Origin of the sequence: Methyloversatilis discipulorum, assembly GCF_000385375.1 — a bacterium.
In the GTDB taxonomy this organism is placed as follows: Bacteria; Pseudomonadota; Gammaproteobacteria; order Burkholderiales; family Rhodocyclaceae; genus Methyloversatilis; species Methyloversatilis discipulorum_A.
Genome location: NZ_ARVV01000001.1, coordinates 2958251 through 2972793 on the forward strand (window position 1 = coordinate 2958251; position 14543 = coordinate 2972793).

Annotated in this window: 10 protein-coding genes; 1 reads left to right on the forward strand and 9 read right to left on the reverse strand. The window is 65.5% G+C overall.

Annotated elements, in window-relative coordinates; all coding sequences use genetic code 11:
• Positions 1–54 precede the first annotated feature (54 nt).
• From METRZ18153_RS0113865 to METRZ18153_RS0113885, 5 genes are all read right to left on the reverse strand, one after another.
• The gene (locus tag METRZ18153_RS0113865; RefSeq protein WP_029143777.1) at positions 55–1326 is read right to left on the reverse strand and encodes an O-acetylhomoserine aminocarboxypropyltransferase/cysteine synthase family protein; all 1272 of its coding nucleotides are present in this window, start codon (positions 1324–1326) and stop codon (positions 55–57) included.
• A 130-nt stretch (positions 1327–1456) separates the two neighbouring features.
• Complete coding sequence (gene glmM / locus METRZ18153_RS0113870; RefSeq protein ID WP_020165289.1) at positions 1457–2812, reverse strand: phosphoglucosamine mutase; 1356 nt, start codon at positions 2810–2812, stop codon at positions 1457–1459.
• A 17-nt stretch (positions 2813–2829) separates the two neighbouring features.
• Positions 2830–3672: a dihydropteroate synthase gene (gene folP / locus METRZ18153_RS0113875; protein WP_020165290.1), complete on the reverse strand. Its 843-nt coding sequence runs from the start codon at positions 3670–3672 to the stop codon at positions 2830–2832.
• 61 nt (positions 3673–3733) lie between these two features.
• Positions 3734–5620, reverse strand: a complete 1887-nt coding sequence (ftsH, locus tag METRZ18153_RS0113880; RefSeq protein WP_019917509.1) for an ATP-dependent zinc metalloprotease FtsH — start codon at positions 5618–5620, stop codon at positions 3734–3736.
• 115 nt (positions 5621–5735) lie between these two features.
• Complete coding sequence (locus tag METRZ18153_RS0113885) at positions 5736–6368, reverse strand: RlmE family RNA methyltransferase (protein WP_020165291.1); 633 nt, start codon at positions 6366–6368, stop codon at positions 5736–5738.
• A 39-nt stretch (positions 6369–6407) separates the two neighbouring features.
• Between METRZ18153_RS0113885 and METRZ18153_RS0113890 the strand changes: the two genes are divergently transcribed.
• Positions 6408–6860 carry a YhbY family RNA-binding protein gene (locus METRZ18153_RS0113890; RefSeq protein WP_020165292.1) on the forward strand — a complete coding sequence of 151 codons (453 nt, stop codon included), beginning with the start codon at positions 6408–6410 and terminating at the stop codon, positions 6858–6860.
• Positions 6861–6875: 15 nt separating this feature from the next.
• Here METRZ18153_RS0113890 and greA read toward each other — a convergent pair whose 3' ends face one another.
• From greA to METRZ18153_RS0113910, 4 genes are all read right to left on the reverse strand, one after another.
• Positions 6876–7349, reverse strand: coding sequence for a transcription elongation factor GreA (greA, locus tag METRZ18153_RS0113895; RefSeq protein WP_020165293.1), 474 nt, complete (start codon positions 7347–7349; stop codon positions 6876–6878).
• Between the two features lie 5 nt (positions 7350–7354).
• Positions 7355–10570: a carbamoyl-phosphate synthase large subunit gene (carB, locus tag METRZ18153_RS0113900; RefSeq protein ID WP_020165294.1), complete on the reverse strand. Its 3216-nt coding sequence runs from the start codon at positions 10568–10570 to the stop codon at positions 7355–7357.
• A gap of 82 nt (positions 10571–10652) precedes the next feature.
• A complete protein-coding gene (gene carA / locus METRZ18153_RS0113905; protein WP_020165295.1) occupies positions 10653–11795 on the reverse strand; it encodes a glutamine-hydrolyzing carbamoyl-phosphate synthase small subunit in 1143 nt (380 codons plus the stop codon).
• Positions 11796–11956: 161 nt separating this feature from the next.
• A complete protein-coding gene (locus METRZ18153_RS0113910) occupies positions 11957–14536 on the reverse strand; it encodes a response regulator (protein ID WP_020165296.1) in 2580 nt (859 codons plus the stop codon).
• Positions 14537–14543: the final 7 nt, after the last annotated feature.

Genomic DNA, 14543 nt, shown 5'->3' on the forward strand with positions numbered 1-14543 from the left:
TTGTTACACCCATGTGAAGGTGAAACAATTCATCCAGCCACCCCATGACCGTCGTCAAACCGCCTGCAGAGCCTGATCCAGGTCCTCGATGATGTCGTCGATGTGCTCGATGCCGATCGACAGTCTGACCATGTCTTCCGACACGCCCGCCCGCTTCAGCTCGTCGGGCGAGAGCTGGCGATGGGTGGTCGAGGCCGGATGGCAGGCCAGCGATTTGGCGTCGCCGATATTGACCAGCCGGGTGATCAGCTTCAGCGCGTCCTGGAAGCGCGCCCCGGCTTCGCGCCCGCCCTTGACGCCGAAGGTGAGCAGGCCGGAGGCCTTGCCGCCGAAATAGCGCTGCACCAGCCCGTGGCTGGGGTGGTCCGGCAGGCCGGCGTAATTGACCCATTCGACCTTCGGATGCGAGCTGAGGTGGCGGGCGACCGCGGTCGCGTTTTCGCAGTGCCGGTCCATGCGCAGCGCCAGCGTCTCCAGCCCCTGCATGATCAGGAAGCTGTTGAACGGCGAGATCGCCGCGCCCATATTGCGCAGCGGTACCGTACGCGCGCGACCGATGTAGGCGGCCGGCCCGAGCGCTTCGGTGTAGATCACGCCGTGGTAGCTCACTTCCGGCTCGTTCAGCCGGCGGAAGCGGGTCTTGTGTTCGGCCCACGGGAAGCGGCCGCCATCGACGATGATGCCGCCGATGCTGGTGCCGTGACCACCCATGTACTTGGTCAGCGAATGCACGACGATGTCGGCGCCGTGCTCGATTGGCCGCGTCAGATAGGGCGACGGCACCGTGTTATCGACGATCAGCGGCACGCCGCCCTCGTGCGCCACCTTGGCGAACGCGGCGAAATCGACCACGTTGCCGAGCGGGTTGCCGATCGACTCGCAGAACACCGCCTTGGTACGTGCGTCGATCTTCGCCGCAGCGGCGGCCGGATCGGCCGCATCGACAAAGCGCACCTCGATGCCGTACTGCGGCAGCGTGTGCGCGAACAGATTGTAGGTGCCGCCGTACAGCGCCGACGTGGCGACGATATTGTCGCCCGCCTCGGCGATGGTCATGATCGCGTAGGTGATCGCCGCCTGGCCGGACGCCAGCGCCAGCGCCGCGATACCGCCCTCCAGCGCGGCGACGCGCTGTTCCAGCACGTCGCTGGTCGGGTTCATGATGCGGGTGTAGATGTTGCCCTTGACCTTGAGGTCGAACAGGTCGGCCCCGTGCTGCGTATCGTCGAAGGCGTAGCTGGTGGTCTGGTAAATCGGCACCGCGACCGCCTTGGTGGTCGGATCGGGCGAATAGCCGGCGTGAATGGCGAGCGTGTCGAAACGCATGTTCATGTCCTCCCTCGGGTTGAGGGCCGAAATCTACACGCGGACGGCATCACGCACAAAAGCGGTGCAGCAAACAAAAATGCCGCCCCGCGAATGCGGTGGCGGCATTTCGGGGAGAAGCGTCTGCCGCTCAGGCGGCCATTGCCGACTCGACCACCTGCGCCAGGCGCTGGGCCAGCCGGCCGACTTCGGCGGCGTCCTGTCCTTCGACCATCACGCGCAGCAGCGGCTCGGTGCCCGACGGACGCAGCAGCACGCGGCCGCGCTGCGCCAGTTCGCTTTCGACCTCGATGCGGGTCTGGTCGATGATGGGCGCCTTCTTCCAGTCGAAACCGGGGCGCAGCTTCACGTTCACCAGCTTCTGCGGGTAGAGCTTGAGACCGGAACAGGCCTGCTCCAGGCTGATGTCCTGCGCCCGCAGCGCGGCCAGCACCTGCAGCGCCGCGACGATGCCGTCGCCCGTCGTGTGGCGGTCGAGGTCGATGATGTGACCCGAGTTCTCGCCGCCGAGGCGCCAGCCCTGCTGGTGCAAGGTTTCCAGCACGTAGCGGTCGCCCACCTTGGCGCGCGCCAGACCGACCCCCATTTCGTTCAGCGCGTGTTCGAGCGCCAGATTGGTCATCAGCGTGCCGACCACGCCGTTCAGCCGGCCTTCGCGCAGGCGCTGGGCGGCGATGACGTAGAGCAATTCGTCGCCGTCGTAGATGCGGCCGGAAGCGTCGCACATCATCAGGCGGTCGGCGTCGCCGTCGAGGGCGATGCCGATATCGGCGCCGGTCGCACGCACCGCCTCGGACAGCGACTTCGGCACCGTGGCGCCGACGCCGTCGTTGATGTTCATGCCGTTCGGGCTGCAGCCGACGGTCACCACCTCGGCGCCCAGTTCGTGGAACACCTTGGGCGCGATGCTGTAGGCGGCGCCGTGCGCGCAGTCGAGCGCGATCTTCAGGCCGCGCAGGTCCAGTTCGGTCGGGAAGGTGCTCTTGCAGAACTCGATATAGCGGCCTGGCGCATCCTCGATCCGTCGCGCCTTGCCGAGGCGGGACGACTCCATGCAGCCCATCGGCTCATCGAGCAGTGCCTCGATCTGCAGTTCGACCTCGTCCGGCAGCTTGGTGCCGCGAGCGGAGAAGAACTTGATTCCGTTGTCTTCGAAGGGGTTGTGCGAGGCGCTGATCACCACTCCCGCCTGCAGGCGCAACGCGCGGGTGAGATAGGCGACGGCCGGCGTCGGCACCACCTTGGCCAGCACGGTGTCGACACCGGCGGCGGCAAAACCGGCTTCCAGCGCGGCTTCGAGCATGTAGCCGGACACCCGGGTGTCCTTGCCGATCAGCACCGCCGGGTGTTCGCCCGCGGGCAGATGTTCGGTGGCCACCAGCGCGCGGCCGGCCGCGTAGCCGAGGCGCATCACGAAATCCGGCGTGATCGGGGCCTGACCGACCCGACCGCGTACGCCGTCCGTACCGAAATAGCGTCTCGACATCTGCACCGTCTCCTGTTCTATCTTCCGTGTTCGAAAATGCCCGCCACCTGCCAGACCGAGATCGCGTCGCGGGTGGCTGCAACGTCGTGCACGCGCACCATGTGTGCGCCCCGCGCAACCGACGCCAGCGCGGCCGCCACGCTGGCCGCCACCCGATCGGTCACCGGTCGCCCGGTCAGCCGTCCCAGCACCGACTTGCGCGACAGTCCGACGAGCAATGGATAACCATAATCGGCCAACGCACGCAGTCCCTTGAGCAAGGTCAGGTTGTGTTCGGAGGTTTTTCCGAAGCCGAACCCAGGGTCGAGCATGATGCGTTCGCGCGCGATGCCGGCATCTTCCGCGGCGCGGGCCTGTTGCAGAAGGAAATCAGTCACTTCCGCGCACACATCGGCATATCGGGGATCGTTCTGCATGGTCTGCGGCGTGCCCTGCATGTGCATGATGCAGACGCCCGCATCGGTGGCCGCCACCGCCTCCACCGCACCGGGAGCGCGCAGGCCGTTGATGTCGTTCACCAGCGTGGCGCCGGCCGCCAGCGCCGCGCGCATCACCTCCGGCTTCCAGGTGTCGATGGACAGCGGCACACCCAGACCGGACAGCGCCTCGATCACTGGCACGACGCGGCGGATTTCCTCGTCCGCCGGCACCGGATCGGAGCCGGGACGCGTCGATTCGCCGCCGATGTCGAGCATGTCGGCGCCGTCAGCGATGAATTTCTCGGCCTGGGCGACCGCCCGGCCGACGTCGAAGGCGATGCCGTCACCGGAAAAGGAGTCGGGCGTGGCGTTGATGATGCCCATCACGAGCGGGCGATCGAGCGAGAGGCGGTAGGGGCCGCAGTGCAAGGTCGTGTTCATGGTCGTCACAAATGAAAACCGGAGGCAGCGCCTCCGGTCGTGGGTTGAAGTGCAGCAGGTGTCAGGCCGGCGCTGCGGCGTTCGCTGCCGCTCCCGGAGCACCGCCGTCGGACGATGCCTTGGGCGGACGCGAGGTCGGCTTCGGCGGGCGCACCGGCCGATCGTTCATGATGTCGTCGATCTGGTCGGCATCGATGGTTTCGAAGTCGAGCAGAGCCCGGGTCATCGCCTCGACCTTGTCGCGGTTGTCCTCCAGCAGCTTGCGGGCTACGGCGTAGCGCTCGTCGATGATGCTGCGGATTTCCGCATCGACGTGCTGCATCGTCGTTTCCGACATGTTCCGGTGGGTGGCGACAGAGCGGCCGAGGAATACCTCGCCTTCCTCCTCGCCATACACCATCGGGCCCATCGCATCGGACATGCCCCACTGGGTCACCATGCGGCGCGCAAGGTCGGTCGCGCGCTGAAAGTCGTTGGCGGCGCCGTTGGTCATCTGGTTCATGAAGATCTCTTCGGCGATGCGGCCGGACAGCATCATCGAAATGAGCTGCAGGCAGTAATCCTTGTCGTAGCTGTAGCGGTCCTTCTCAGGCAGCGACATGGTCACGCCCAGCGCGCGACCGCGCGGGATGATGGTGACCTTGTGCACCGGATCGCACTTGGGCAGCAGCATGCCGACGATGGCGTGGCCGGACTCGTGATAGGCGGTGTTCTTCTTCTCTTCCTCGTCCATCACCATGGTGCGGCGTTCGGCGCCCATGATGATCTTGTCCTTGGCGCGCTCGAAGTCCTCCATGTCCACGACACGCTTGTTGCCGCGCGCAGCGAACAGCGCCGCTTCGTTCACCAGGTTGGCGAGGTCGGCGCCGGAGAAGCCGGGCGTGCCGCGGGCGATGATTTCCGCCTTGACGTCGGGCGCCAGCGGCACCTTGCGCATGTGCACGGCGAGGATCTGTTCGCGACCGCGGATGTCCGGCAGCGGCACCACGACCTGACGGTCGAAGCGGCCCGGGCGCAGCAGCGCCGGGTCGAGCACGTCCGGACGGTTGGTCGCGGCGATGACGATGATGCCGGTCTGGCCCTCGAAGCCGTCCATTTCGACCAGCAGCTGGTTCAGCGTCTGTTCGCGCTCGTCATTGCCACCGCCGAGGCCGGCACCGCGCTGGCGGCCGACCGCGTCGATTTCATCGATGAAGATGATGCACGGCGCCTGCTTCTTGGCCTGTTCGAACATGTCGCGCACGCGGGCCGCGCCGACGCCGACGAACATTTCAACGAAATCGGAACCCGAAATCGAGAAGAACGGCACCTTGGCTTCGCCAGCGATGGCCTTGGCCAGCAGCGTCTTGCCGGTACCCGGCGAACCGACCATCAGAACGCCCTTCGGAATGCGACCGCCCAGCTTCTGGAACTTGGACGGATCGCGCAGGAATTCGACCAGTTCACCCACTTCTTCCTTCGCTTCGTCGCAACCGGCGACGTCGGCGAAAGTGACGGTATTGGTGGACTCGTCCAGCATGCGTGCCTTGGACTTGCCGAAGGAGAAGGCGCCGCCGCGGCCACCGCCCTGCATCTGGCGCATGAAGAAGATCCAGACGCCGATCAGCAGCAGCATCGGGAACCACGACACGAAGATGCTCATCAGGAAGCTCTGTTCCTCTTCCGGCTTGGCGACCACCTTGACATTGCTCTTCAGCAGATCGCTGATCAGCCAGATGTCCTGCGGCGGTGCGTAGGAGGTGATGCGCTTGCCGTCAGCGGTCTGGGCGTTCAGCGAACGGCCCTGGATTTCGACCTTGGTGATCCGGCCGGCCTTCACCTCTTCGAGGAATTCCGAATACTCGACCATGCCTTGCGTGGCCTGGCGCTGATTGAACTGGTTGAAAACCGTCATCAGCACGATGCCGATCACAAGCCAGATCGCAAGATTTTTGAACATGTTGTTCAAGGCATTTCCTCTGTATTCCCGGAACCGGATTGACCGGTCCGATCAATGCAACATCACGAATCGACCACCGACAGACCGGAATCGGCCGCGTATGTTCCGCGCCCGCACCTGCATGTCACGCACCAGGCTCTCCACGCCTGCCACGACACAGAAGATACACCTCTGAACTGCGATCGCGCGAACTGTCAGGTTTGCGCACGGCCACCGACGTGAAAAGTTGTTCCATTTCGCGTCTGAGCTCGTCGAAACCCGAGCCCTGAAACACTTTTACGAGCATGTCACCGCCGCTCTTGAGGTGTTCGCGTGCGAATTCGAGCGCCAGTTCGAGCAGATGAATGGATCTCGCCTGATCGGTGACCGCGATTCCGGACAGGTTGGGGGCCATATCGGACAAAACAAGGTCCACGCGACGGCCGTCCAGCGCTTCCACCAGTTCGGCCAGCGCCTCATCCTCACGGAAATCGCCGAGGATGAAATGCACGCCGTGCACCGGCTCCATCGGCAACAGGTCTATCGCCACCACCCTGCCGGCCGCGCCGACCTTTTTCGACGCCACCTGCGACCAGCCGCCGGGCGTGCTGCCGAGGTCCACCACCACCTTGCCCGGGGCCAGCAGACGGTCCTTGTCGTCGATCTGCATCAGCTTGAACGCGGCGCGCGAGCGAAAGCCCTGCGCCTGCGCCTGCTTTACATAGGGGTCGTTGATGTGGTCGTGTACCCACTGGCGGCTGGTTTTGTTCTTGGCCATGACTTAGCTTAGACTTGCGCGCCTTTCTGGAAGAACGCCATGTTGACCCTGACTCCCGATGAACGCCGCGCGCTGCGCGCGCAAGCCCACCCGCTGAAGCCGGTCGTGATGATCGCGCAGAACGGCTTGACCGCTGCGGTACTGAAGGAAATCGAACTGGCGCTCAAGTCGCACGAGCTGATCAAGGTACGCGTGTTCGACGCGGACCGCGAACAGCGCGACGCCTGGCTGGCGGAAACCTGCGAAACGCTCGGTGCCGCGCCGGTACAGCGCATCGGCAACATCCTGGTGCTGTACCGCCCCAACCCCGAGCTGCACGTGCCGGCCGAGCCGGTCAAGCCGGCGCGCAAGAGCGCCGCCAAGACGTCTGCCGCCAAGCCCGGCAAGCCGGTCCCGACGCGCAGTGCGCCGGCCAAGCCGGTGGCCAATCGCCGCGGCGTCGCCCGCAACAGCACGAAGCCGCTCAGGCCGCGCGCCCGTCCGACGCGCTGAGCCTCGGCGCTGCGCTCAGACGTAGCGCACGTCCACTATTTCGTATTCGCGGATGCCGCCCGGGGCCTGCACTTCGGCCACGTCACCGGCGTACTTGCCGATCAGCGCGCGCGCGATCGGTGAATTCACCGAAATCATGCCCGCCTTCAGATCTGCCTCGTCGTCCCCGACGATCTGGTAAGTCACCGGCTTGCCGGCTTCCACGTCTTCCAGATCGACTGTCGCACCGAACACGATGCGCCCGTCGGCGTCGAGCGCCTTCGGATCGATGATCTGGGCGTTCGACAGCTTGCCTTCGACTTCGGCAATCCGGCCTTCGATGAAGCCCTGACGCTCCTTCGCCGCGTCGTACTCGGCGTTTTCGGACAGGTCGCCGTGCGAGCGCGCTTCGGCGATCGCCGCGATGACATTGGGACGATCCACGGTTTTCAGTCGGTGCAGCTCAGCCTTGAGCTTTTCGGCACCATTGACGGTAAGAGGTACGCTCATATCGTTCAGTCGATCTGCGCGTGCAGGGCCTGCAGCGCATAGGTTTCGAGTTCGGAAATGCGCATGCCTGCACACGCGGCACGCGCGCCTTCGACGGTGGTGAACAGCGTCACGCGGCTGGCGAGTGCGCTGGTGCGGATCGAGCGCGAATCGTTGATGGCGCTGCGCTTTTCATCCACCGTATTGACGATGAAGGTGATTTCATCGTTCTTGATCATGTCCACGATGTGCGGACGGCCTTCATTCACCTTGTTCACCGGGGTGACCGGCAGACCGGCGGCGGCGATGGCTGCTGCAGTGCCGCGGGTGGCGACCAGCGTGAAGCCCAGTTCGTGCAGCTCGCGCGCGACCTCGATCGCCTTGGCCTTGTCGGCCGGCTTGACCGAAATGAAGGCGCGACCGCCGGTCGGCAGACGCACGCCAGCCGCGAGCTGGCTCTTCACGAAGGCCTCGCCAAAGGTGCGACCGACGCCCATCACTTCGCCGGTGGACTTCATTTCCGGGCCGAGGATGGTGTCCACGCCCGGGAATTTCACGAAGGGGAATACCGCTTCCTTGACCGAGAAGTAAGGCGGCACGACTTCGTGCGTGACACCCTGGTCGACCAGCGAGCGGCCGGCCATGCAGCGCGCGGCGATCTTGGCCAGCGGCAGGCCGCAGGCCTTGGACACGAAGGGCACGGTGCGCGAGGCACGCGGGTTCACTTCGAGCACATAGACGGTGTCGCCGGAGGCATCGCGCTGGATCGCGAACTGCACGTTCATCAGGCCGACCACGTTCAGACCGCGCGCCATCAGTTCGGTCTGGCGACGCAGTTCGTCGCACAGTTCCGGCGTCAGCGAGAACGGCGGCAGCGAGCAGGCGGAGTCCCCCGAGTGCACGCCGGCCTGCTCGATGTGCTCCATGATGCCGCCGATGATGACCTGCTGGCCGTCGGAGAAGGCATCCACGTCCACCTCGGTAGCGTCGTTCAGGAAGCGGTCCAGCAGCACTGGCGAGTCGTTGCTCACCTTGACCGCCTCGCGCATGTAGCGCTCGAGGTCGGACTGCTGATGCACGATTTCCATCGCCCGGCCGCCCAGCACATAGCTCGGGCGCACCACCAGCGGGTAGCCGATCTCGGCCGCCAGACGCACCGCCTGGTCTTCCGCACGAGCGGTGCGGTTGGGCGGCTGCTTGAGGCCGAGGTCGTTCAGCAGCTTCTGGAAGCGCTCGCGGTCTTCCGCGGCGTCGATCATGTCCGGCGTGGTACCGATGATGGGTACGCCATTGGCTTCCAGGTCACGTGCCAGCTTCAGCGGCGTCTGGCCGCCGAACTGGACGATCACGCCTTCCGGCTTCTCGATGGCGACGATCTCCAGCACGTCTTCCAGCGTCAGCGGCTCGAAATAGAGACGGTCGGAGGTGTCGTAGTCGGTCGACACGGTTTCCGGGTTGCAGTTGACCATGATGGTTTCGAACCCGTCCTCGCGCAGCGCGAGGGCCGCGTGCACGCAGCAGTAGTCGAATTCGATACCCTGGCCGATGCGGTTCGGGCCACCGCCCAGCACCATGATCTTGCGCGCCGAGCTCGGGTTGGCTTCGCACTCCTCTTCATAGCTGGAGTACATGTAGGCAGTGTCGGTCGCGAATTCCGCCGCGCAGGTATCGACCCGCTTGAACACCGGGCGCACGCCCAGGGTCTGGCGGTGCAGGCGCAGCGCGGTTTCGTCGCACTGGAACAGCCGCGCCAGGCGACGGTCGGCGAAGCCCTTGCGCTTCAGATCGCGCATCGTCGCGGCATCGACGCTCTTCAGGCTGCGGCCGAAGAAGGCGCGCTCGGTCAGGATGATGTCCTCGATCTGCGCCAGGAACCACGGATCGATCTTGGTCAGCTGATGCACTTCGTCCAGGCTCATGCCGTTGCGGAAGGCCTGACCGACATACCAGATGCGCTGCGGACCGGGCAGCGCCAGTTCGCGTTCCATCTCGTCCTGGTCGGTCTCGATCTCGTCGAAACCATAGACGCCGACTTCGAGGCCGCGCAGCGCCTTCTGCATCGATTCCTGGAAGCTGCGGCCCATGGCCATCACTTCGCCGACCGACTTCATCTGCGTGGTCAGGCGGTCGTTGGCCTGCGGGAACTTCTCGAACGCGAAACGCGGAATCTTGGTGACCACGTAGTCGATCGACGGCTCGAAGGACGCCGGCGTGGCACCACCGGTGATGTCGTTCTTCAGCTCGTCGAGCGTGAAACCGACCGCCAGCTTGGCGGCGATCTTGGCAATCGGGAAGCCGGTCGCCTTGGACGCCAGCGCCGACGAACGCGACACGCGCGGATTCATTTCGATCACGATCATGCGGCCATCGGCCGGGTTGATCGAGAACTGCACGTTGGAACCGCCGGTATCGACGCCGATCTCGCGCAGCACCGCGATCGACGCGTTGCGCATGATCTGGTACTCGCGATCGGTCAGCGTCTGCGCCGGCGCCACGGTGATCGAGTCACCGGTGTGCACGCCCATCGGGTCGAGGTTTTCGATCGAACAGACGATGATGCAGTTGTCGGCGCTGTCGCGCACGACTTCCATCTCGTATTCCTTCCAGCCGAGCAGCGATTCCTCGATCAGCAGCTCGTTGGTCGGCGAGGCTTCGAGACCGCGCTTGCAGATCTCGACGAATTCCTCGTGGTTGTAGGCGATACCGCCGCCGCTGCCGCCCATCGTGAAGGACGGGCGGATGATGGCCGGGAAGCCGATGCTGGCCTGCACCTGCAGCGCCTCTTCCATCGAGTGGGCGATGCCGGAGCGGGCCGAACCGAGGCCGATCTTGGTCATCGCCTGCTTGAACTTCTCGCGGTCCTCGGCCTTGTCGATCGCCTCCTGCTTGGCGCCGATCAGCTCGACCTTGTACTTGTCGAGCACGCCGTGGCGGGCGAGATCGAGCGCGCAGTTCAGTGCGGTCTGGCCGCCCATGGTCGGCAGCAGCGCGTCCGGACGCTCCTTCTCGATGATCTTCTCGACCATCTGCCAGGTGATCGGCTCGATATAGGTCACGTCGGCCATGCCGGGGTCGGTCATGATCGTGGCCGGGTTGGAATTCACCAGCACGACGCGGTAACCCTCTTCACGCAGCGCCTTGCAGGCCTGGGCGCCGGAGTAGTCGAACTCGCAGGCCTGGCCGATCACGATGGGACCGGCGCCGATGATCAGGATGGATTGGATGTCTGTACGTTTGGGCATTTGTCTTTGAGGGGTCAGGGACTAGGGATCAGGGACCAGGGGACACATCACGGCGGCTTCGCCGCCGCATGCTCTCCAGCCTCTAGCCCCTCTTCCCCAGCCCCTCCTCCATCATCTTCACGAATCGATCGAACAGATAGGCCACGTCGTGCGGGCCCGGGCTGGCTTCCGGGTGGCCCTGGAAGCAGAAGGCCGGCCGGTCGGTCCAGGCCATGCCCTGCAGGCTGCCGTCGAACAGCGACACGTGGGTGACCCGCACATTGGCCGGCAGCGTGGCCGGATCGACCGCGAAGCCGTGGTTCTGGCTGGTGATCAGCACACGGCCGGAATCGTTGTCCTTGACCGGGTGGTTGGCGCCGTGGTGGCCGAACTTCATCTTCAGCGTCTTCGCGCCCGCAGCCAGACCCATCAGCTGGTGGCCGAGACAGATGCCGAAGGTCGGAATCTTGCGGTCGAGGAAGGTGCGGATCGCGGCAATCGCGTAGTCGCAGGGTTCCGGATCACCCGGGCCGTTGGACAGGAACACGCCGTCCGGATTCATCGCCAGCACGGTGTCGGCCGGCGTCTGCGCCGGCACCACGGTCAGGCGGCAGCCGCGGCTGGCCAGCATGCGCAGGATGTTGCGCTTGACGCCGAAATCGTAGGCGACGACATGGAAAGGCGTCGCGTCCGGCTTGACGAAACCGCGGCCGAGTTGCCACTCGCCCTCGGTCCATTCATAGGGCGCGGTCGCGCTGACCACCTTGGCCAGGTCCATGCCTGCGAGGCCGGCAAACTCGCGCGCCTTGGCCACCGCCTCGGCCGCGTCGACCTTGCCGGCCATCAGACAGGCGCTCTGCGCACCCTTTTCGCGCAGCAGGCGGGTGAGCTTGCGGGTATCTATATTGGCGATGCCGGGAATGCCCTGCTCGCGCAGGTAGCCGTCCAGCGTCTGGTGACTGCGGAAGTTGGACGAGCGCAGCGGCAGGTCGCGGATGACGAGGCCGGCAGCGAACACGCGGCCGGCTTCGACGTCCTCGACATTGACGCCGGTATTGCCGATGTGCGGATAGGTCAGCGTGACGATCTGGCGGGTATAGCTCGGATCGGTCAGGATTTCCTGATAGCCGGTGAGCGCGGTGTTGAACACCACTTCGCCGGTCGTGACCGTTTCCGCCCCTATGCTTTTGCCGTGAAAGACCGATCCATCGGCGAGTGCGAGCAGCGCGGGCGCATGGGCGGACACGTAGTAACTCCTGAATTTCTGATCGGGGGACGGCGGCGCGCGCGTGCGCCACATATGCGAAGCGGGAGGCGCCGTTCGAGGCGTCTCCCGCTGAGTGTGCGAATTATACCTCGGGGTGGTGCGGCGCGCAATTTTGGTGCGCAGAGGCACGCCGCTGCCGGTCAGACCATTGCGGCCACACTCGTCCGACCACCGGAAAGCGCGTCGCCCAGACGGGCCAGTTGCTGGTCTGCGTCCTTGTGCAGCGTTGCCAGATCGGAAAGATCGCCGCCGCGTGCGGCATCTTCGAGGCGGGTCACGCTCACCTCGGCACCGGCAGCGCCGAAAACAGACAGCGAACCGCGCAGCCGATGACAGATACGCGCCGCCCCGCCGCCGTCCTGCGCCTGCACGCAGACGCCAAGTCCGCGACGCAATTCGGGCAATTCGCCGAGGAACACGTCGATCACGCGCAACACCATGGCACGGTCGCCTTCCAGCGTGGCCAGCGTATGTTCGAGATCCATCACCGGATCGGCCGCATCCGGGCGTTCGCGCATCAGGCCATTCACGTCGGTGATCGCGGTCTGCGACATGCTGTCGTCCGGTCGCGCCAGCACCCGTTCGAGCGCCGCCAGCAGATCGTCCGCCTTGACCGGCTTGCTCACGTAGTCGTCCATGCCTTCGTCCAGGCACAGTTCGCGGTCGCCCTTCATCGCATTGGCGGTCATCGCGATGATGGGCAGATGCTCGACGTGGTCGGTGTCGATGACCCAGGAGCGGCGCTGCTCGCGCGCTCGTATCGCACGCGTGGCCTCGATGCCACCCATGACCGGCATCTGCACGTCCATCAGCACGACATCGAAGCTCTCGCGCTCGAGCAGGTCCAGCGCTTCCTGCCCGTTGTTGGCGACGGTTACCTTGTAGCCGGCACGCTCCAGCGTGCGCACGGCCACCAGCTGGTTGACCGGATTGTCCTCGGCCAGCAGCACGCGCCGGCTCGGACTTTCGCCCAGGCCCTCGTGCGCCAGCGAGCGCTCGATGTCCAGGTCACCGATGGCCAGCGCGAAATCGTCCAGTTCGTGCACCTCGTCCGGCCGGCTGCTCAGTGCCTCGCCCAGCGCCGACGCCAGCTCGTGGGCCGAGAACGGCTTGTGCAGGCGCCCGCGCACGCCCAGCGTGCGTGCGTGCGCGTTGTCGGCGGCCTGATTGGCACCACTGAACATCATCACCACCCGGTTCAGCCGGTTCGGGCCTTCGCAGAAGCCGGACACGAAATCGAAGGCGTCGGCGTCGGGCAGCGTGCGATCGACCAGCAGGATGTCGAAGGGCCGGCCGCTCTCGTGCGCCTGCTTGAGCGCCTGCCTCGCCGCCTGCACGGTACCGACCGCCAGCGCCGACGCACCCATGTCGCCCAGCATCGCGGCGACCACGCCGCGGCTGGGTGGATGATCCTCGATCAGCAGCACGCGCAGACCGGTGAAACGCTGGAAGTTCGGCGACAACCCAGCCTGCTCGACCACCCGGCAGCGCATCGTGAAATGGAAGGTAGACCCCTGCCCCGGCGTGCTTTCCAGCCACAGGCGGCCGCCCATCAGCGTGGCCAGGCGATTGCAGATGGCCAGTCCGAGGCCGGTGCCGCCGAAGCGGCGCGTGGTCGAGGTATCGGCCTGCGCGAAGGCTTCGAACACCAGCGCCTGTTTGGTCGCGTCGATGCCGATGCCGGTATCGCGCACCCACAGGTGCAGTTCGGCTTCGGCACCGGTCGCAGCCGGAATGCCGACCGCTTCGCAACCGACCTCGATCTCGCCGCGCTGGGTGAACTTGACCGCGTTACCGATCAGGTTGACCAGGATCTGTCGCAGCCGGCCAGGGTCGCCGAGCACGCGTACCGGCAGATCCGGCGCGATGCGGCAGTACAGCTCCAGCCCCTTCTGCTGGGCACCGATGGCCAGCCCGCGGGCGGCCTCGCCGACCAGCTCGCCGGGCGAGCATTCGACTTCCTCGATCGCCAGCTTGCCGGCCTCGATCTTCGAGAAATCAAGGATGTCGTTGATGATGACCAGCAGCGCATCGGCCGAGGTCTTGATCGCATTGACGTATTCGCGCTGTTCGCTGTCCAGCGTGGTATCGAGCATCAGCGCCGACATGCCCATGATGCCGTTCATCGGCGTGCGGATTTCGTGGCTCATATTGGCCAGGAAATCGCTCTTGGCGCGGCTGGCCGCCTCCGCCTTCTCCTTGGCACGCAACAGCTCGACCTCGGCCTGACGGCGCGCATCGAGCTGACCTATCAGGCCGGACACGCTGCCCACACGGCCGCGCTCGTCGCGCTCGGTGGCGGTCGCCTCGATGCGCATCCACACCATGCCGCCATCGACACGCCGCATCCGGACATCGATCGCCGGCTGACCCGACGCTCCCGCCAGACGGTCCTCCAGCCAGGCGTCGAAGCTGCCGAGATCGTCTTCGTGCAGGATGTCGCGCCACACCGCCAGCAGGTCCGGCAGCTCGGCCTGGCTGTAGCCCAGCGACTGCCGGCATTCGGCCGACACGACGAAGTGTGCGCTGGAAGGTATCCATTGCCAGGCGTGGCGCGATGCGTCCGTTCCGCCTGCCGATTCGAGCAGGCGATCGATCTCGCGCAGCGCTCCGGCCAGCGCCGAAGGTTCGGACTGAGCCGCCAGCCAGGCGCCGACAGTCCTGTCGTCAAGCGACGACAGACCGAGCTGTTGCAGCAGTGTATTCAGCGCTGGGTGCATGAATGAC